Here is a 21,143-nt window from a genome sequence, read left to right as displayed (position 1 = left end):
TTTTTAAATGGAGCAAATTAATGATGTCATATTACCAGCTATATTTTCATGTATATTTTCAGGATTAATAATAAAAATTAGCCTAAGCATAGCAAAACAAAGCTGGTCTGATAATTTTCAATATACGTTGATTTGTTTATTACTTCCAATTATTACTTTTTTTGTCACTAAAGTAATTTCAAATAATATTGCTTTATCTCTTGGTATGGTTGGTGCACTATCAATTGTAAGATTTAGGAATCCAGTAAAGAATTCCTTGGAGCTTGTTATATATTTTTCTTTAATTGTGGTGGGAATTGCAGCTGGTGTAAATGTAAAATATGCTTTTTTATTAGGAGTGACCATTGGTTTTATAATTTTGTTACTCTACTTCTTCACATTAATTCTAAAGAAAAAAAGAATAGATTTTTTCTCATTTTCTCACAATTCAGATAATGATCTTTGTTCAATAGAAATTGAATGTAATGAAGAACTAAAGATAGATTTATTTAAGAAATATCTTCAACATTTTCATTTTAATAATAAAGAAAAGATTTATTTTTATAGGTTTTCATCTAAGAATGAAAATATTATTGATGAAATATCAAGAAGTTTTAAATCATTAGATAGTATAAAATCTATTGATGTAAAATATGCATAAAATATTTTTTGCACTATTAATAACTTTTAATATTTCATCTATTGGTCATGCAAATGATAGCCTACAATGTTTTGAAAATAAAAATTATATTAACCATAATAGTTTTGAAAAATTAAGTGAGATTAAGATTGAAATTATTAAAACTGATAAATGGTTAAGAAATGCATTTGCCATTGTAAGAAATAATGGCTGGATTAAGAAAGATTTAAAAAAAAACCATAGAGCAAATATAGATTTAGAATTTCAAGATGGATTTAAATGTAGCGGCAAAGCCAAGATACGTTTTCATGGCGATAATCCTGATCATTACAGATTTGTAGACGATATAAATTTTATTTCTAGTCTTAATGTTAAATTACTTAATACAAATATTAATAATATTACAGAGTTTAAATTGCTATTACCTGAAACTAGATTTGATGAACGAGAAATAATAGCTACAAATCTTTTAAAAAAGCTAAATTTTATTGCACCGAGGACTAAGAAAATAAATGTTTTAGTAAACGATAATAAATTGGAATATTTATTTCAGGAAAAAATTTCAAAAGAGATGATTGAATTTAATAATTTTCCAGAAGGACCAATAATTGAGGGAGATCAAAGATTCTATCATATTGGCAAAAGAAATTTACAATTGGGCAGAGTAATCAATAAGAAATGGTCTTCAAGGAATTGGCGAAATGCACATGTATCAATATCAGCATTATCATATTTGAATGAAGTATATTTAAATTTTTATAGTAACCAAAAAAATTTTGATATCCATAAGAATTATACTTTTAGTAATTCTAATGATTTATTAAATAAAGGTAAAAACTTACTTTCAAACAGTATTATTCATAACTTTTATGATGATCTTTTGATTGCAATGGGAGGTGAGCACGCTCTTGTTCCAGATAATCGTTCTTTTTATTATAATTATTTTGAGGATTATTTTTATCCAATCTACTATGATGGAAATATTACATCTCAAAATTTAAAAATAGAAAACTTTAATTATAAAATTCAAAAAAATTTAATTATTAAAAATTTTTTAAAAATCAATAATAAAAATCTTTTTTATATAAATAAAAAATCTGGTATTAAAAAAACTCATTTAAACGATTTTAAATTAAGTATGAAAAATATTTTTGATAATCTAATTATTTTAAACGAACAAGAGAAAAAAAATTATATAAATAAAAACCTTCCAAAAAATAAATTAGATAATTACTATGATCAATATAGTTCAAAGTCTACCAAGTTAGTATTTTATTTAAATTATCCTGATGTATTCTATATTTGTGATAATTCTTTATCAAACTGTATTAAGGAAAAACTTTCTTTAAAAGAAGTGGGTGATTTGCTTTCTCAAAATTATCAAAAAAATGATAATTTTGATTATATATTTGTGACAAATGATTATGAAAAATATTCAAAAAATTTACCTAAAAAATTAAACCAAAAATGGATAACTAAAAAAATAGACTCTAATTTTTTTGCTAAGTTTATCAAGAACGGAATTAATATTGAAGTAGATAAAAATAAAAAAAAAATTAATATTAAACAAGTTAATCCAGATGGAAGAGTATTTTTTTATTCAGACAAAAAAATTAAAGATTGGACTATAGAGTTTAAGTCCAAATTTGAAGAGGATATTAACAAAACACTAAATAAAAAAAAAAATCATTTAGACGGTTGTATTACATTTTATGGTATGAAATTTGAAAATCTTAATATTAAATCAACCAACGGTATTTGTGAGGATAGTATTAACTTCATAAAGTCACATGGAAGCATTGAAAAAATAGAGGTTACAAATTCTTTTAGTGACGCAATAGATATGGATTTTTCTAAGATAAAAATTTTTTCAGCCAAAGTAAATAAATCAGGAAATGACTGTATGGATATGTCTTTTGGGCAATATGTAGTTAATAATCTTGATTTATTAAATTGTAAAGATAATGGAATTTCTGTAGGAGAAAAATCTAAATTTGAAAGTATAGATTTACTTGTTAGAAATTCTGAAAATGCTTTAGCTGTTAAAGACTCAAGTATAGCAAATATTGAAAATTTTAATTCTATTAATAATAATTTTTGTTTTAGATTGTATAATAAAAAAAAAGAATTTGATGGAGGAGCCTTAAAAGTTAACAATTTAAATTGTGATACAACATATTTTATTGATAAAACTTCTAAATATAATTAAAAATGAATTTTAGATTTGAAGATAAGCTTAAGTTAAATATAGATAAAACTTTTGAATTTGATGAGTGGTTGTTGAAAAATAATATTTCTCAAGCATTTCCGTCAAGAGAAATTTATTCTATATATTTTGATAATACTAATTTTCAGACTTACCATGACTCAAATGAAGGAATAGTTCCAAGATCAAAAATAAGATTTAGAACATATAATTATGAAAATATAAATGTTAATAATTTTTTTATAGAAATAAAAAAGTCACTAAATTATGGAAGATTAAAATCTTCGAAAAAAATTTCAAATATTGAAAAATATTTAAAACTTGGGATTTTCATAAAAGAATATGGAATATGTTACCCTAAAATAATTGTTAAATACGATAGGTTTTATTATAAAACTGACAAAATAAGAATTACATTGGATAAAAATATAAAATTTAAAAAATTTGATCCTTTAATAAATAATACTTATTTTAAAAATTCTAAAGATCTAGTAATACCAGAGATTAAATATTCATCAAAAAGTCATCTAGGGCAATTTATGATTGATCTACCTTTTGAAAAAACAAGATTTAGCAAATATTGTATAGGATTAGAAAATTTAGATTTAATATAAATCTAAAATATTGTAATTTCTTATTTAATTAATGAACAAATGTTCTTTTCTTTTCTTGAATGAAAATAAAAAACAAAGTAAAAGCTAATTAATTAAGTAGGGCCTGTAGCTCAGTTGGTTAGAGCAGTACACTCATAATGTATTGGTCCCAGGTTCGAGTCCTGGTGGGCCCACCAAAAATTATTTTATGGATGCTTATTTAATAAACTCTTTTAAAGTTGCAAAAAGAGCATTTATATCTCCATCGTTACTTTGAATTATAGATGAGAATTCTTCTTTTTGAGTTCTTGCAAGGCTTAAACCTTCAATAATTAAATCTCTGATAAAAGGATTTTTTGAATTTTTAGTATAAATTCTCCAATCAATTTTAACCTCTGGTCTTTTTTCAGTTGAAACCAAGATGCTAGATACCATTGTATAATTTTCATTTAATTTTTTTTTAGATGTTACTTCTATTTCTGGATTTGAATACTCAGCCAATCTACTAGCGAAGCTTTTTAAAAAGTATTGCATAAAAAGTGTCTCATATTGTTTCATTTGATCATTACTAATACTTTTTCTATAAGTTCCCAAAGTGTAAAGACCAATTCCTTTTATATCAACAGTTTCACTTGCGATCTCTTTAAGTTTTTCTATTTTTTCTTCTTTTGAGAATTTATCATTCAAAGCTTCTGATGCTCTATTAACAGTAGATTGAACAAAAATATCCGCTTCAATTGAGTGGACCTTGCCAACACTTGAAAGGATAATTGTTAAGAAAGTTACGAAAGTTAAAAATTTTTTCATATCCCTAAGGTATTTTATTGAGATTCTATTTCTTCCCAGTCTGTGTCATAAATAATTTCAAGAGATCCATTTCTATTTGAAATTTTTTGATCTCTATCTTGAAGATATAAACTTTTAACGGATGCATAAAAATCCATAGAATTTTTTTCTAAATTTTCAAATGAATCTATATTCTTTGCTCTAAAATCTATTCCTGTTAAAACTTTTGTTGCTGCGTATTGAGATGTACTTAAATATTCATTATTACCATTAATAGAAGCATTGTACCAAGGGTCTCCACCCAATACATTTATAAATGAACCAGCTGCATCTCTAACAGTTGAAGGCCCTAAGATCGGCAACACTATATAACAACCTGCACCAACGCCCATAGTTCCAAGTGTTTGTCCATAATCTTCTTTTTCGTATTCTGTAAAACCTATTTTTTGAGCCACATTAAATATTCCAAAAACTCCAATAGTTGTATTAACAATAAATCTTGCTGTATTAACACCAGCTTTTTTTAGCTCTCCTTGAAGAACATTATTTGGTACGGTTACAAGAGAAGAAAGATTGTTAAGTGCATTACCCGTTCCAGATCTAATTGGTGATGGCAGAACTCTGTAAGCTTTTGCAATTGGCTCAATAATAGCACCATCTAAAACTTGGTTAAATTTAAATGTCGCTCTATTTATATTTTCAAAACAATCTTTGACATTTTTTGGGTTTTTTTTAGATAAGCTATTTTCACCATCTGTTCCAGCGCTTACATTAAATGTAAGCGTTAAGCTTATTAAAGATATTGTTAAAAATTTTTTCATTATTAAAATATTATATATTGTATATACTTAAAAAGTAAATCGAGAATTAGCTCTAAATATGACGCAAAAATGGCTTTAAAAACAATATTAAACTATTCTCCAAATTTTAACCCTAAAAAAAGAATCACAAAGCAAATCAAATTTATCATTTTTCATTATACAGGGATGAAAAAAGAATCCGACGCTATAAATAGACTTACAGATATACAATCTGGGGTTAGCTGCCATTACTTAATTAAAAATAACGGAAATATACTCACTTTAGTACCTGATTTATACGTAGCTTGGCACGCAGGAAAATCTTCATGGAAAAATTATAAATCTTTAAATCTAAACTCCATTGGAATTGAAATTACAAACTCTGGACATGAATTCGGTTATAAAAAATTTTCTAAAAAACAAATTTCTTCTCTTTTAAAAGTAAGTAAGTTTTTAATAAAAAAATATAAAATTAGTTCTCAGAATATTTTGGGACACTCAGATATAGCGCCACAAAGAAAAAAAGATCCAGGAGAAAAATTTCCATGGGAATATTTATCTAAAAAAAAAGTTGGCTTATGGCATGCGTTAAACAGACAAGAATTAATAAAAAATAGAAAACTTAAAATTAGCAAGATAGAGGAAAGTTTTTTTTTCAATAATTTATTTAAGATTGGATATTCAAAAAAAACTCCTAAAGGTCTAAATAAAGATAGGTACTTAATAGATGTGAGTAAAGCTTTTCAAAGAAGATTTAGGCAGGAGTTAATCAATAGTAAAATTGATAGAGAATGCTTGTTTATTAGCGAAAATCTTCTCAAGAGATATAATTAAATTTTTCTTGAAGTTCTATAGTTTAGTAATAAATTACACTTGCTAGATGAACGATTTATCGCTTTAATTTTTTTAAAGAGGAAAGTCCGGGCTCCGCAAAGACACAGTGCCAGGTAATACCTGGCGGGGGAAACCCTAGGGATAGTGCCACAGAAAATATACCGCCATAACATGGCAAGGGTGAAAAGGTGTGGTAAGAGCGCACCGGTTCTATTGGTAACAATGAACGCTGGAAAACCCCACTGGGAGCAAGACTAAGTAGAGATGACATTGTTGCAAAACTAAAAGCCGTCTTTGGCTAGTCATCAGGGTTAGTTGCTTGAGCTTAAGAGCGATCTTAAGCCTAGAGAAATGATAAGTTTTAATGACAGAACCCGGCTTATAGTTTGTCTAGCAGACTTATCCACAGCATGAACTTACTTAATATTTTGATGTTCACCTTTTGATTCATAATTGAATCATTTCTGTTCTTCTTTTTCGTTTTCAAATTGTAATAATTAAAACTAAGAATTGATTTTAAAACCAATGAAGATACATAAAAGTTGTCTACAATTGTTAATAAATACACCTAAAATGAACATATTGACTAACGTTTAAAATACCCATATTGTCCCATATATTCCCATTATGGAATTTATGAATTATAAAAAATATGTTTTTATCTACTTACGAGAACAAAATAGACAAAAAAGGAAGAGTATCAGTGCCTGCTAGTTTCAGGTCCCATCTTTCAAATTTAGGATACAATGGTGTTATTTGCTATCCATCATTTAATAATCAGTCTATTGAAGCTTGTTCACAGGATAGAATTGAAAAACTTTCAACAAGCATCGATTCTCTAAGTCCATTTGAAGAAAAAAGAGATTATTTTGCAACATCAATATTATCTGAAAGTATGAATTTACAATTTGATAGTGAAGGTAGAATTTCACTTTCAATAAAATTATTAAAACATGCAAAAATAAAAAGTAGCATGTTATTTGTTGGTCAAGGTCAAACATTCCAAATATGGGAACCAGCAACATTTGAAAAATTTAAGGTCAATGCTAGAAAAAAAGCAAATCTAAATCGTGCAAGCCTTAAATGGGAAAAACATTTTAATAACAATGAGGGGAAATAAAAATGACAATTAACTTTAAATCACCAGAAATAAAAGAACTGCAACCAAGATTACTAGTTGTGGGAGTTGGCGGAGCAGGCGGAAATGCACTTAATGAAATGATTGATAATGGATTACAAGGTGTGGAATTTATTGCTGTGAACACTGATGCACAAGATTTAAAATTAAGTAAAGCTAAAGCAAGAATTCAAATTGGTCTAAATTTAACAAAAGGTTTAGGAGCAGGTGCTAAACATGACATTGGTCAAGCAGCTGCAGACGAATCTCTAAATGAAATTGTGAACACACTCCAAGGTGCAAACATGGTATTCATTACAGCTGGCATGGGTGGTGGAACTGGAACAGGTGCGGCACACGTTATTGCAAGAGCTGCAAAAGAATTAAATATTTTAACAGTAGGTGTTGTGACGCTTCCTTTTTTATATGAAGGACCTTCAAGAATGAGAAGAGCTCAACAAGGCTTAGAAGAATTAAGAAAACATGTAGATACAATTATTGTGATTCCAAATCAAAATCTATTTAAGATTGCAAATGAACAAACTACATTTGAGGAATCCTTTAATCTTTCAAATAATGTTTTAATGCAAGGTGTACAAAGTGTAACTGATTTAATGGTTAGACCGGGTATAGTTAATTTAGATTTTGCTGATGTTGAAACTGTAATGGCTTCAATGGGCAAAGCAATGATGGGAACAGGTGAAGCTGAAGGAGAAGGTAGAGCAGCAAAAGCAGCAGACATGGCAATTAGCAACCCACTAATTGATGATTATACGCTAAAAGGCGCCAAAGGATTATTAGTAAACATTACTGGTGGTAAAGATCTTAAACTTTTTGAAGTTGATGAGGTAGTTAACAAAATAAGAGCTGAAGTAGATCCGGAAGCTGAAGTTATTATTGGAGCTATTACTTCTGTAGAACTTGATGGAAAAATCAGAGTATCAATTGTTGCAACAGCATTAGATGGACAGCAACCAGAAAGTAAATCTGTAATTAATATGGTTCATAGAATACAGAATAGAAATCCTGGTTATTCAGACTTTAACACTGCAGGCTCAGCTCAATCGTTTAATTTTTCACCCACAATGACTAGTCCCATTTCTCATGGAGCAAACGCATTAAAGTTAGAAAATGAAATTATTGCAGAACCAGCAACAAATAGTTCGACATCAGAATTGTTGAGTGAACAAACTGTTAGTAATCAAGAAGTTGAGAGTATTATTGAAGATAATCAATCAAGTGATTATGAAAAATCTTTTTCAGAGGAAGCGCTTAGTGCTGCTACTAATGAAATTGAAGAAAGCAACTCAATAGAAGAAGAGCATGTTTCTAATGGACTTGAAAACTTTGGTGTAGAAGGTGAAACTGCTCCAGATTTATTTAGTTCAGATAATGAAACTACAGAAACAGAAGGATTATTATCGACAGAGACTAGTGAAAATACTACTGAGGATGATGATCTAGAAATTCCTGCATTTTTAAGAAGACAAAAAAATTAATGGTCTTCAAAAAAATAAATGATAGCCACCATAATACCAGATGTGAAAAGTCACTATCCGGTATTGCTAACTGAAATAATTAGCATTATTACCCCTCAATATGGTGGCACATTCATTGACTGCACATTTGGTCAAGGTGGATATTCAAAGAGAATTCTCAAATTTGAAAAGACAAGAGTTATTGCACTTGATAGAGATTTAGAGAGTTTAAAAAAAGCTCAAGAAATTCAAAACGAATTTGAAGATAGATTTTTATTTAAAAATATTAAATTTAGTGAATTAAATAATTTAAAACTCAAAAATGAAAATATAAAAGGAGTAATCTTTGATTTGGGTTACTCTTATACACAAATAAAAGATCCTAAAAAAGGTCTCTCTTTCGAGACTGTTGGAGAACTGAACATGAAGATGGGAATAAATGATTTTTCAGCAAAAGAAGCAATTAATAATTTAGATGAAAAAGAGCTTGCTCAAATATTTAAATATTTTGGAGATGAAAAAGATAGCAATAGAATAGCACACAACATTGTAGATGATAGAGCAACTAGAGAAATAACGACAGAGGAGCTAGTAAGAATTATTGATTCATCTAAAAGAAAAAAAAATCAAAAAACACACAGTGCAACAAAAGTTTTTCAAGCATTAAGAATATTTGTTAATAAAGAAATTAGTGAGTTAATTTATGGACTAATTAATGCTGCAAAAGTTGTTAAAAAAGATGGGATCATAGCAGTTGTTACATTTCATTCACTTGAAGATAAAATAGTAAAATATTTCTTTAAAAGTTTATCAGAAAATAAAAGTGTGTCACGTTACATGCCTAAGGGTGTGGAAAAAGTTAATTTATTTAAATCTTTAAGTAAAAAACCAATTGTACCATCTGAAAAAGAAATTCAAGAAAACCCACCATCAAGGTCTGCAAAATTGAGATATGTTATTAAAAAAGAAGACTTTTACGATTTTGAAACAGATATTTTAGAGAAGTTTGATCATTTAATCAAAATTGAAAATTTTTCTAAGAAATTATGAAGAAAGTAGTATTTGCAATTATTTTTGTATTAATCCTAGGCACATCATTAGTAAAAAATTCTACAAAAGAAATAGAAGATAAAATTTTCATGGTAAATGAAACTATTAGGCCTTTAAAATTGGAGCTAGGCGACGTGCTTTTAGAGTATAATTATTTAAGCTCACCAGATAAATTAACACAATATCAAACTCAATACTTTGAAAAAGATTTAATAAAAATTGATATTACAAAAATTAAAAAACTTAATAAAAAAAGTAATAATATAAAAATAAGTGATTTCTTAGAGAAAATTATCGATGAATGATAAAAAAAATAATGTTTTCTTAGAAGAGTATGAAAATGAATTTTCATATAAAAAAAGTAAAACGAATTTAAATATAGAATTTAATAGAATTGCCTTTATTTTTTTTATATTTCTAGTAATTTCAATAATCTACTCAATACAACTTCTCCATTTAGGGTCATTAAAAATCCAGAATGAAATTAAACCTTTAATCACAAAAAAAAACTATAGAGCAGATATAATAGATAGAAATGGAAATTATTTAGTTAAAACGGTTAGTTCCATAGATGTTGGGATTAACCCTATAGAAGTGATAGATAAAAAAAAACTTCTAATTAATTTACAGCTGATATTCCCAAATAAAAATTACAATGAGATATCAAAAAAACTCAAGAAAAATAAATATTTTTATTTAGAAAAAAAAATAACAGCAGATAATTATGAAAAAATAATGATGCTTGGAGATAAATCAATTAAGTCTGAAGAAAAATTAACCAGAGTATATCCTCAAAAAAATCTTTTTAGTCATATTATTGGACAAATAGATGATGACAATAATGGTATATCAGGCTTAGAAAAATCTTTTGATAAAAAATTAAAGCAAATAGAAGAACCTCTTCAATTAACTGTAGATACCGACATACAATTTTTAATTAGAGAAGAGCTAATAAAGTTTCATTCAATATTTAGAAGCAAAGGTAGTGCAGCGATTTTAATGAATGTTAATAACGGAGAGATTATTTCAATGGTTTCATACCCAGACTTTGATCTCAATAAAAGAGAAACAGTAAGTGATATAGATTTTATTAATAGAGCCACTAAAGGTGTGTATGAATTAGGATCTGTTTTTAAAACCTTTACTGTAGCAGCAGGTTTAGAGGAAGGTTTAATTAAAACAGATACAGAATTTTCGAATTTAGAAAAAAGATTAAAATGTGGAAAAAATATAATTTCAGAATATGATAAGAAAATTCCGCCAGACCTTACAGTTGAGCAAATTCTAATTAGATCAGGCAATATAGGAGCTGTTAGAATTGGACAAAAACTTGAAATTGAAAAATTAAAGTTATTTTTAGAAAAAATAGGTGTTTTAAGCAAAATAGATTTTGATATTGAGGAAGTTGGTGAACCAATTCCGTTTAGATGGGGAAAATGTAAATTAGCAACTGTATCATTTGGACATGGTATAACCACAACACCACTACAATTAGCAAAAGGTTACGCTATTATTGCAAATGGTGGTTTTGAAATTAAACCAAGCTTGATTAAAAAAAAATTAGAAGATAATCAAAATCCAAAAAGAATTATTAAAGAGGGTGTTTCAAAACAAATAAATGAAATATTAAGAAAAATTGTAACAACAAAAGAGGGTACGGCAGGATTGGCAAATATTAAAGGATATGATGTTGGTGGAAAAACCGGAACAGCTGAAAAGCCTATAGCTGGAGGATATACAAGAAAAGCAAAAGTTAATACCTTTGCATCCATATTTCCTACATCTAAGCCTAAATATGTGATGATAGTATTACTAGACGAGCCAAAGACATCAGAAGACTATATTTATAAATATAAGAACAAGAGTGGATCCTACAAAGGAACACCATTTAATACAGCGGGATGGACCTCTGTTGAAGTTGCAGGCAAAATCATACAAAAAATTGGGCCTATTTTAGCCACAAAATATATAGAAAATTAGTTCACTCATGATCATCGGAAATTTTATTAAACGAATAGAATTAAAATATAAAAATCATTATTTTTCAGGTATTTGCTTTGATAGTTTTAAGTGTAAAAAAGATAATATTTTTTTTGCAATAAAAGGAACCGAAACAGATGGTAATAAATTTATTAATCACGCTATTCAAAAGGGAGCAAAAATTATTATTTCTAACCAGAAATATGAAGGTTTAAAAAAAAACATCTTATTTATAAGATCCTCTAACGTAAGAAAATCCTTATCAGAATTTGCTTACACAACCTATAAAGACAAACCAAAAAATATAATTGCAGTAACAGGAACAAATGGAAAATCTTCAGTCGCTGATTTTTATTTTCAAATTTTAAGATTAAATAAAAAAAAAGTAGCCTCAATTGGAACCTTGGGTGTTAAAACACAGAATTATATACAAAAAGTTTCAAACACAACTATTGATCCAATTGCCCTAAGTAAAATTTTAAATAAACTTAAAAAAGAAAAAATTAATGACGTTATATTAGAGGCATCTAGTCACGGACTTAAGCAAAATAGGTTAGATGGCTTAAAATTTAAAACAGGTATATTTACAAATTTATCACATGATCATTTAGATTATCACAAAACATTTGGTGATTATTTTAAATCAAAATTATCTCTATTTGAAAAATTACTTAAAAAAAATGGAAACATTATTACTGACATAGAAATTCCTCAATATAGAAGAATTAAAGAAATAGCCTTAAAAAATCAATTCAATATTGAAACAATTTCAAATAATAAAAGTAATTTAGAAATAATTTCACATGAGTATCAAAATGAAAAACAAATAGTTCAAATAAAATGTAATAAAAATATCTATAAATTTAAAACAAGATTAATAGGGAAGATTCAGATTAAAAATATTTTAATGGCAATAATAGCAGCAACCAAAAGTAGCTTAAATTTAAAAAAAATAATTAATACAATTGATAATCTAAAACCTGCAAGTGGTAGATTAGAACAAATTGGAATTATTAAAAATAATTCAAAGGTTATACTGGATTATGCACACACTCCCGATGCACTAGAGGCATCTTTAGTGAGTTTAAAGGAACAATTTAAAAATAAAAAAATTTCAATAGTTTTTGGGTGTGGTGGAAATAGAGATAAAGCAAAAAGACCAATGATGGGTAAAATTGCAAATCAATATTGTGATAGAATTTATTTAACAGATGATAATCCAAGAAAAGAAAACCCAAAAAAAATAAGAGCAGCTATATATAAAAACATCAATAAATCTAAAATCTATGAGACTTCAAATAGAGCTGATGCTATCAAGAAAGCAATATTTGATCTTAAAACTGGTGATATTTTGATTGTTGCTGGTAAAGGACATGAAAAAACTCAAGAATATAAAAAGATCAAAAAATTATTTTCTGATCAACAAGAAATATTAAAAAATATTAAAATTAAAAATAAAACACTTTCAAGCAACCTTAAACTAAATATTTTAAAAGAATTGAGTAATTCAACTAATATTTCGTCAAAACTAGCAATTGAGAGCGCATCAATTAATTCTAAAGAAATTAAAAAAAATAATGTTTTCTTTGCACTCAGGGGTAAAAATAAAGATGGTAATTTATTTGTTAAAGAGGCTTTTGTTAAGGGAGCATCACTAGCAATAGTTAATAATCAAAAAAAATCTAAGACAAAAATAGTAGTAAAGGATACTTTAAAATTTTTAACAGAGGCGTCATCCATTCTAAGAGAAAATCTATCAAGTAAAATTATATCAATAACGGGAAGTTGTGGAAAAACTTCACTTAAAGAATTAATAGGAAGCTCTTTGAATAAGATTAGTCAAACAACATATTCTCGAAAATCATTTAATAATAAATATGGTGTGCCATTAAGTTTATTTAATCTAAAAAAAAATGATGAGTTTGGTATTTTTGAGATTGGGATGGATAAGAAAGGAGAAATTGATCACTTATCAAAAATTATCAAACCTGATGTTGGTGTAATTACAAATATTTCTTATGCTCACATCAAAAATTTTAAAAATATTAGTCAAATAGCTGTAGCCAAATCTGAGATTATTAAAAATATAAAAGATGATGGTTATCTTGTTTTAAATAAAGATGATAAATTCTATAATTTTCATAAAAAAATAGGATTAAAAAGAAATTTAAAGATCTTATCTTTTAGCTTAAAGAATAAAAGTGCAACAACAAATTTAGATTCAATTTTAAAAGAAAAATCTAAATATAAAATCTCTATAAATATTAATAAAACGAAAAAATACTTTTATTCAAATTCTTTTTTTGAAAATGATCTAAAAAATCTTTTAGCAACAATTACAATCATATCAATTTTCAAAGATATACATAAATTAGATAAAAATATTTTCTATGACCATAAAATAACAGTTGGACGAGGAGATATAATGAAAGTAAAATTATTCAAAAAAAATTTATACCTTGTGGATGAAAGCTATAATTCAAATCCTTTATCTTTAAAATCAGCATTAAAAAATTTTGATATGATTAAAGTTGATAATTCAAAAAAACATTTAGTGCTTGGTGATATGTTGGAATTAGGCAAATATTCAAAAAAATTACATATCGAAATTGGAAAAAGTATTAACAAAACATCTCTGAAGAATATTAATGTTATTGGTGAGCATGTTAAGTGGATTTTCAATAATCTTAATAAAAATAAAAGAGGGATTGTTATAAAAAAGAAATCTGAAATAATTGATTTGATTAAAAACAATTTAAATAATAATGATTATTTGATGATTAAAGGTTCCAACTCTACAGGTCTTAACAGTCTAACTAATCAAATAAAAACAGGCAAAATTAATGCTTTATAACCTTATTTCTCAATTAGTAGATCAGTACAGCTTCCTTAATGTATTCAAATATCTTACTTTTAGAACAGGCTTAGCGATGTTTACCTCGATGATTATAGTCTTATTAGTTGGCACACCATTTATTAAATTTTTTTCTGTAAGACAAATCTTAGATCCAATAAGAGTAGATGGCCCATCAGAACATATTGTAAAAAAAATTGGAACTCCCACAATGGGAGGTGTTTTAATATTATTAGGTTTATTTTCTGGAATACTTTTATGGGGTGATTTATCTAATTATCACATATGGTTCTTGCTCTATATAGTAGCAAGCTTTGGTCTACTTGGAGCCTACGATGATTATAAAAAAGTCAAATTTAAAAATTCCTCTGGTATTTCATTTAGATTTAAACTCATTACGCAAATTTTAATAGCAACAATTGGTATATTTGGATTGTCTCAATTATCTCAAAACGTTGAATTGACAAATTTATATTTTCCATTCTTTAAAAATTTAGTTATAAACTTAGGTTGGTTCTTTATACCGTTTTCAATATTTATAATTGTAGGCTCTTCAAACGCAGTCAATCTAACTGATGGGCTTGATGGATTGGCAACGGTACCAGTTATATTGGTAGCAGGATGCTTTGCATTTATCAGTTATGTTACAGGAAATATAGTATTTTCAGAATATTTGAATATACCTTATCTGGAAGGTATGGGGGAGGTGGCTGTTTTTTGTGGAGCAATTATTGGAGCATGTCTAGGTTTCTTATGGTTTAATGCGCCGCCTGCTAAAATATTCATGGGTGACACAGGATCTTTAGCACTTGGTGGATCATTAGGTGCTGTTGGGATAATTACTAAACATGAAATAGTTTTAGCAATAACAGGTGGCTTATTTGTTTTAGAAGCCGTTTCAGTAATTGTTCAGGTAATATCTTATAAGCTAACAGGAAAAAGAGTTTTTAGAATGGCTCCTATTCATCATCATTTTGAAAAAAAGGGGTGGCCAGAATCCACTGTTGTAATTAGGTTTTGGATTATTGCAATAATTCTTGCAATGCTTGGTTTGGCGACATTGAAACTTAGATAATGTTAAATAGTTTAAATATTTTTTATAAGAAAAAAATTTTAATTTACGGCCTGGGAAAAAGTGGCTTATCAGCTTTAAAATTTTTAAAAAAAAATAATAAAATCACCACACATGATGACAAAATAAAAGTTCATAATAAAAAAATAACAAAAATAAAATTTGATTACATAATAATTAGCCCAGGAATAGATATTAATAAATGTAAATTAAGTAAATTTTTAAAGAATAATTCAAAAAAAATTTATACAGACTTAGATATTTTTTATAACCATCATAAGAAAAATAATAAGATAACAATCACCGGAACTAACGGCAAATCAACTACTGCTAAAATCTTATACGATATATTAAAGGATCAGAAAGTAGATGTTAGACTAGTAGGCAATATCGGTAATCCAATACTTTTAGAGAAAAAAGTAACAAATAGAACGGTTTTTATAATAGAAGCCTCATCATATCAGTTAGAATACAGTAAATTATTCAAATCAAATATATCACTAATTTTAAATATATCACCGGACCATCTTGAAAGACATAAAACTATAAATAAATATGTAAGTGCTAAATTTAAACTAATAAAAAATCAATCCAAGAAAGATTTTGCTATTTTAAATATAAAAAATTTTTATATTAAGAGAGAATTAGAATCTAAAAATTTTTTACCCAAAGTAATAAAAATTAAAAAAAATATAGATAATATTTTTTTAAAAAAAATAAATAATCAATATTTTAACACAGAAGGAAATCAAGAGAACTTAAAATTTATTTTAGAAGTTGCTAAAATATTAAAGCTTAAAAAAAACCTTCTAGTTAAAACATTAAAAAAATTTAAGGGGCTAAAATATAGACAAGAAATAATTTTCCAGTCAAAAAAATTAACAATTATTAATGATTCAAAGGCAACAACTTTTTCTTCATCAGCAAGTTTGTTAAAATCTCTAACAAATGTCTACTGGATAGTTGGCGGTCAAGCTAAAAAAGGTGACAAGTTATTATTATCAAAAAAAAATTGTAAAAATATTAAAGCATATGTTTTTGGAACTAATAAAAATTTTTTTATAAGCAAACTAAAAAAATTAATGAAATATGAATCTTTTTTTAATTTAAAAAGTTTAGTTAAAAAAATATCTCTAGAGATTAAACTTGATAAAAATAAAACTAATAAAACAATTTTATTTAGTCCATCTGCAGCTTCATTTGATAATTTTAAGAATTTTGAAAAACGTGGAGAGTATTTTAATCAACTTATTAAAAAATATATAAATGTTCAATCTTAATTCAATATATAAATTTTATTATGAATGGTGGAAAAATATAGATAAAACACTTTTTATATTAATAGTATTTTTATTTAGTTTGGGGTTATTTTTTTCCTTAGTATCAACTTCCTTAATTGCCTCTGATAAACTAGATACCAATAATTATTTTTTCTTTTTCAAGCATTTAGCATATATTTTTATTGGCATGATTGTTTTGATATTTTTTTCATCTATAGGTGAAGAAAATCTCTTCAAGATTTCTTTTTATCTTTTTTTTATATCATTATTTTTTTTATTTTTAGTGCCAGTTTTAGGCACAGAAGTAAAAGGATCTAAAAGATGGCTTAATCTTTTTTTTCTCCCAAGATTTCAACCAATAGAGCTAGTTAAACCGTTTATAATTATTTTTATCTCCACAATTTTGTGTAGCGAAAAAAGTTTCAATATTTACTTTAAATATTTATTAACATTTATAGCTATTATACCTGCTTGCCTTCTATTAATGATGCAACCTGATATTGGCCAAACACTACTTATCTTTTTAGCTTGGGCTACCTTAGTTTTTATCTCAGGTATTAGTTTGCCAATAATTTTAACTTTTTTTAGTTTTTCATTATTATCTTTATTTTATATGGTTTTTTTTATCTCTAAATTTATTTATATAAAAAAAAGAATTTTATCATTTTTTAACCCAAATGATGGAACACATAACTTTCAATCTGATAAAGCAATAGATGCGATTAGTAGTGGTGGCTATTTTGGGAAAGGAATTGGTGAAGGTACCTTAAAAAATAGAGTACCAGAGGCTCATACAGATTATGTTATTTCTGTAATATCGGAAGAATTTGGCGTTGTAGCAATTGTACTATTATTGATTTTGTTCTTATTCTTTATCTATACCGTTTTCAAAAAAATATATTTAGAAAAAAATGAAAAAATTAAATTAGTTTTAACTGGAACTATGTGCTTAATTATTTTTCAGACCTTGATACATATTGGAGTTAATATTAGACTACTTCCTACAACCGGTATGACTTTACCTTTTTTAAGTTATGGGGGCTCATCAATTGTAGGTGTATCAATATTATCAGGAATGATATTAAATTTAACAAAAAGAAAAATTGATTAAATGACGCAAAGAATTTTAATTAGCACAGGTGGATCGGGTGGTCATGTTGTACCTGCAACCATATTATATGAACATTTAAAAGATCAATTTAATGTATCTATGTCTACAGACAACAGAGGAATGAAGTTTCTAGATAAAAATAAATATAACTTAGAAATTTTTAATATAACCCCGATATCAAAAAATATTTTTTTAATACCTTTTCAATTTTTTTTGATAATTTACCTAATTATAAAATCTATTTTTTTTTTAAAAAAAAGAAAAATAGATATATTAATTTCAACAGGTGGCTATATGTCTCTACCTTTATGTTTAGCTTCAAAAATTGTGAATATTAAAATATTTTTATTTGAACCAAACATGGTTTTAGGAAGATCCAACAAATTTTTTATTAAATCATGTGAAAAGATTTTTTGCTATTCAGTTAAGATTAAGAATCTCCCAAATAAATATATAAGTAAGATCAGTATAATCCCAGCATTATTAAGAAAAAAATTTTATGATATCAAAAAAGCTGATGCTATTGATAAGAAAATTAGTTTATTAATAATAGGAGGAAGCCAGGGAGCAAAGATATTTGACACGTTGATTAAATTTTCAATGATTGAATTATCAAAAAAATACAGTTTAAAAATCTATCAACAAACCAATTCAGTTAATTTTGAAGTATTAAAAAAATTTTACAAAGATAAGAGTATTGATTGCGAATTATTTGATTTTAAAGAAGATATTTCAAATCTTATGAGTAAATCAAATATATGCATTACTAGAGCGGGTGCCTCAACATTAGCGGAATTAGTCTTTTTAAATTTACCCTGTGTGGTAATACCGTTGCCTACTTCAAAAGATAATCACCAATTTGAAAACGCCTTTTTTTATAACAAAATTGGGTGTAATTGGGTTTTAAATCAAAATGAAATCAATGATGAGGCTATAACAAATAAATTATTTAATATTATAGATAACAAAGACGAATTCTTAGTTAAAAAAATAAATATGAAAAATTTTAGCTGTCAAAATACATGGAATAATATAAATCACAAAATCATATCTGTTATTAATGAAAATAGAATTAGCAAAAACTGAAATTATACATTTTATTGGAATAGGTGGGATTGGCATGAGTGGTCTAGCACTTATAATGAAAGGGATGGGTTTTAACGTCCAGGGTAGTGATGTTCTTATTAACAAGAATATTGAAAGGTTAAAAAAAGATAAAATCAAGATCAACATTCAACATAATAAAAATAATATAATGAGGGCCACTATTTTGGTTATTTCATCTGCTATTAAAAAAAATAACCCAGAGTTAATTGAAGCAAGAAAAAAAAAACTCCCAATTTATAAACGTGGAGAAATGTTGGCTAATATAGTGTCTTTGACTAAAAATATTGTTGTGACGGGATCTCATGGAAAAACCACAACCACGTCACTACTAGCTGCAATCTTTTCAAAAACAAAATTAGATCCAACAATAATAAATGGTGGAGTTCTTAATGCAATTAATAATTCAGCTAAACTTGGTAAAAGTGATTGGTGTATACTAGAAGCAGATGAGTCAGATGGTAGCTTCATACATGTACCACCAACTTATTCTATTGTTACAAATATAGATCGCGAGCATATGGATTATTATAATTCAATGAGTGATCTGAAAAATTTATTTATAAAGTTTATTAATAAGGTTCCATCATTTGGAAAATCATTCATTTGCATTGATGATAAAAACAATAACAATTTATTAAAAAAGATAAAAATAAAAAACTTTTATACATATGGAATAAATCCAAAATCACAATTTCGTATTAAAAATATTAAACAAGTAAAAGAGTTTTCAGAATATGATCTAGAAATTAAGTTACCAGGAAAAAGAAATATAGTTATTAATAAAATTAAGATCCCTCTTCTAGGAATTCATAATATTCGAAATTCAACAGCAGCTGTTGCTGTAGCATTAACAATTGGAATTTCACATAATATTATTAAAAGTGGGTTGAAAGAATTTAAAGGAGTTCAAAGAAGATTTAATAAAATTTTTACATATAGAGAGACTAGCTTTTATGATGACTACGCACATCATCCAACAGAAATTAAGGAAGTTTTAAATGGGGTTAGAGCCGCATATAAAAAGGAAGAAGTTATATGCGTATTTCAACCACACAGAATATCTAGATTAAAAGATCTTAAAAAAGAATTTAGCTTATCATTTAAGAAAGCAGATACTGTAATTTTATGTCCAGTTTATGCAGCAGGTGAAAAAATAAAATTAGGATTTAATTATAATAACTTTGCAAAGAATATTATTAAAAATTCTAAGGTTAAATTATTTATGATCAATGACCAATACGAATTATCAAAATTAATAAAAAACACTATATATGGAAAAAAGATAGTTGTTGGCATGGGTGCGGGTACAATTTCAGCATGGATGAGGGAGCTGCCAAGCTTAATATGATGCCCTCAGAAGAATTAAAAAAATTTTCAAATGAAGTAAGTAGTAAAATTTATTTTGATTATGATTTAAAAAAGAGTAATTGGTTTAATATTGGTGGTAAAACTAAAATCTACTTTAGACCTGATAATTTACCTGACCTAATATTATTTTTAAAAAGATTTGGAAATAAAGAAAAAATTCATATTTTAGGAGCAGGATCAAATACACTTGTAAGTGATAATACATTTGATGGTGCGGTTATTAAGTTAGGAAAAAATTTTTCTAACATTTCAATATTACCTAATGGTGTAATAGTTGCAGGCAGTGCTTGCCTTGACAAAAAATTATCAGATTTTGCTTTAGAAAATGATGTTGGAGGTTTCGAATTTCTAGCGTGTATACCAGGAAGTGTTGGTGGTGGACTAAAGATGAATGCAGGATGTTTCAATAAAGAATTCAAAGATATACTGATCTCAATACAAGCAATTGATAAAGAAGGCAGAGTTTTAACAATACCATCAAATAAAGTTATTTTTAAATATAGGGGCAACGATTTACCAGAAGATTTAATATTTTTAAGCGCTTCCTTTAAAAGCGAAAAACAAAATAAAGATAAAATTAAAAAAGAAATGTTTAAATTGAAAAATAAAAAAGATAATGCCCAACCTACAAAAATTAAAACAAGTGGTAGCACATTTAAAAATCCAATTAATCAATCTGATAAAAAAGTTTGGCAATTAATAAAGGAATCAGTGCCACTAGATACAAGTTTTGGAGATGCTTATATTTCAGATAAACATTGTAATTTCTTTGTTAACAAAAATAATGCTAGCTTTGATGATATGAATAAGCTGATAAAGTTTGTTCAAGATGCAGTTCAAAAAAAAACAGGAATTATTTTAGAAAAAGAAATTAAGATACTGGAATAA

Annotated in this window: 18 protein-coding genes, 1 tRNA gene and 1 other RNA gene; 18 read left to right on the top strand and 2 right to left on the bottom strand. The window is 26.5% G+C overall.

All coding sequences use genetic code 11. The features are described 5' to 3' along the window. The first annotated feature begins 7 nt into the window (after positions 1-7). The 4 genes from ABXT65_RS05410 (at position 8) to ABXT65_RS05395 (ending at position 3,615) form a co-directional block, all read left to right on the top strand. Positions 8-640 (top strand): DUF4956 domain-containing protein, encoded by a 633-nt coding sequence (locus tag ABXT65_RS05410; protein ID WP_415322855.1) that lies wholly within the window; start codon positions 8-10, stop codon positions 638-640. Beyond that, a complete protein-coding gene (locus ABXT65_RS05405) occupies positions 633-2,828 on the top strand; it encodes a hypothetical protein (RefSeq protein WP_415322853.1) in 2,196 nt (731 codons plus the stop codon). Before ABXT65_RS05410 ends, ABXT65_RS05405 begins: the two co-directional genes overlap by 8 nt. 2 nt (positions 2,829-2,830) lie before the next feature. Continuing rightward, positions 2,831-3,439, top strand: a complete 609-nt coding sequence (locus ABXT65_RS05400; RefSeq protein ID WP_415322852.1) for a VTC domain-containing protein — start codon at positions 2,831-2,833, stop codon at positions 3,437-3,439. A 99-nt stretch (positions 3,440-3,538) separates the two neighbouring features. Next, a tRNA-Ile gene (locus tag ABXT65_RS05395) sits at positions 3,539-3,615 on the top strand. Between the two features lie 19 nt (positions 3,616-3,634). On the opposite strand, the gene ABXT65_RS05390 is transcribed toward ABXT65_RS05395, so the two are convergent. Together ABXT65_RS05390 and ABXT65_RS05385 are read right to left on the bottom strand one after the other, a co-directional pair. Then, positions 3,635-4,225: an MlaC/ttg2D family ABC transporter substrate-binding protein gene (locus ABXT65_RS05390; protein ID WP_415322851.1), complete on the bottom strand. Its 591-nt coding sequence runs from the start codon at positions 4,223-4,225 to the stop codon at positions 3,635-3,637. A 14-nt stretch (positions 4,226-4,239) separates the two neighbouring features. Beyond that, positions 4,240-5,025, bottom strand: coding sequence for a VacJ family lipoprotein (locus ABXT65_RS05385; protein ID WP_415322849.1), 786 nt, complete (start codon positions 5,023-5,025; stop codon positions 4,240-4,242). 69 nt (positions 5,026-5,094) lie between these two features. On the opposite strand from ABXT65_RS05385, the gene ABXT65_RS05380 reads away from it, so the two are divergent. The 14 genes from ABXT65_RS05380 (at position 5,095) to murB (ending at position 21,143) form a co-directional block, all read left to right on the top strand. Beyond that, positions 5,095-5,838 carry an N-acetylmuramoyl-L-alanine amidase gene (locus ABXT65_RS05380; RefSeq protein ID WP_415322847.1) on the top strand — a complete coding sequence of 248 codons (744 nt, stop codon included), beginning with the start codon at positions 5,095-5,097 and terminating at the stop codon, positions 5,836-5,838. Between the two features lie 42 nt (positions 5,839-5,880). Beyond that, positions 5,881-6,236: RNase P RNA component class A (rnpB, locus tag ABXT65_RS05375), an RNA gene on the top strand. Positions 6,237-6,490: 254 nt separating this feature from the next. After that, positions 6,491-6,958, top strand: coding sequence for a division/cell wall cluster transcriptional repressor MraZ (mraZ, locus tag ABXT65_RS05370; protein ID WP_415322845.1), 468 nt, complete (start codon positions 6,491-6,493; stop codon positions 6,956-6,958). Positions 6,959-6,960: 2 nt separating this feature from the next. Beyond that, positions 6,961-8,454: a cell division protein FtsZ gene (gene ftsZ, locus ABXT65_RS05365; RefSeq protein WP_415322843.1), complete on the top strand. Its 1,494-nt coding sequence runs from the start codon at positions 6,961-6,963 to the stop codon at positions 8,452-8,454. A gap of 18 nt (positions 8,455-8,472) precedes the next feature. Then, positions 8,473-9,483 carry a 16S rRNA (cytosine(1402)-N(4))-methyltransferase RsmH gene (rsmH, locus tag ABXT65_RS05360; RefSeq protein ID WP_415322842.1) on the top strand — a complete coding sequence of 337 codons (1,011 nt, stop codon included), beginning with the start codon at positions 8,473-8,475 and terminating at the stop codon, positions 9,481-9,483. After that, entirely contained in the window at positions 9,480-9,788 is a 309-nt protein-coding gene (locus ABXT65_RS05355) for a cell division protein FtsL (protein ID WP_415322840.1), read from the top strand. The genes rsmH and ABXT65_RS05355 overlap by 4 nt, the downstream gene beginning before the upstream one ends. Then, the gene (locus tag ABXT65_RS05350) at positions 9,781-11,463 is read left to right on the top strand and encodes a peptidoglycan D,D-transpeptidase FtsI family protein (protein WP_415322839.1); all 1,683 of its coding nucleotides are present in this window, start codon (positions 9,781-9,783) and stop codon (positions 11,461-11,463) included. The genes ABXT65_RS05355 and ABXT65_RS05350 overlap by 8 nt, the downstream gene beginning before the upstream one ends. A gap of 7 nt (positions 11,464-11,470) precedes the next feature. Next, positions 11,471-14,317, top strand: coding sequence for a bifunctional UDP-N-acetylmuramoyl-L-alanyl-D-glutamate--2,6-diaminopimelate ligase MurE/UDP-N-acetylmuramoyl-tripeptide--D-alanyl-D-alanine ligase MurF (gene murF, locus ABXT65_RS05345; RefSeq protein WP_415322837.1), 2,847 nt, complete (start codon positions 11,471-11,473; stop codon positions 14,315-14,317). After that, entirely contained in the window at positions 14,307-15,392 is a 1,086-nt protein-coding gene (gene mraY, locus ABXT65_RS05340) for a phospho-N-acetylmuramoyl-pentapeptide-transferase (RefSeq protein ID WP_415322835.1), read from the top strand. Before murF ends, mraY begins: the two co-directional genes overlap by 11 nt. Next, on the top strand, positions 15,392-16,669 hold the full coding sequence (gene murD / locus ABXT65_RS05335) for a UDP-N-acetylmuramoyl-L-alanine--D-glutamate ligase (protein WP_415322833.1): 1,278 nt from the start codon (positions 15,392-15,394) through the stop codon (positions 16,667-16,669). Before mraY ends, murD begins: the two co-directional genes overlap by 1 nt. Next, entirely contained in the window at positions 16,656-17,780 is a 1,125-nt protein-coding gene (locus tag ABXT65_RS05330; protein WP_415322831.1) for an FtsW/RodA/SpoVE family cell cycle protein, read from the top strand. Before murD ends, ABXT65_RS05330 begins: the two co-directional genes overlap by 14 nt. Then, entirely contained in the window at positions 17,781-18,866 is a 1,086-nt protein-coding gene (locus ABXT65_RS05325) for a UDP-N-acetylglucosamine--N-acetylmuramyl-(pentapeptide) pyrophosphoryl-undecaprenol N-acetylglucosamine transferase (RefSeq protein WP_415322829.1), read from the top strand. It begins immediately after the preceding gene. Continuing rightward, entirely contained in the window at positions 18,841-20,235 is a 1,395-nt protein-coding gene (murC, locus tag ABXT65_RS05320) for a UDP-N-acetylmuramate--L-alanine ligase (RefSeq protein ID WP_415322827.1), read from the top strand. The genes ABXT65_RS05325 and murC overlap by 26 nt, the downstream gene beginning before the upstream one ends. Beyond that, positions 20,205-21,143 (top strand): UDP-N-acetylmuramate dehydrogenase, encoded by a 939-nt coding sequence (gene murB, locus ABXT65_RS05315; RefSeq protein WP_415322825.1) that lies wholly within the window; start codon positions 20,205-20,207, stop codon positions 21,141-21,143. The genes murC and murB overlap by 31 nt, the downstream gene beginning before the upstream one ends.

Origin of the sequence: Candidatus Pelagibacter sp. Uisw_127 (assembly GCF_047722515.1) — a bacterium.
Classification (GTDB): Bacteria; Pseudomonadota; Alphaproteobacteria; order Pelagibacterales; family Pelagibacteraceae; genus Pelagibacter.
This window is presented reverse-complemented; position numbering and strand designations above follow the sequence as displayed.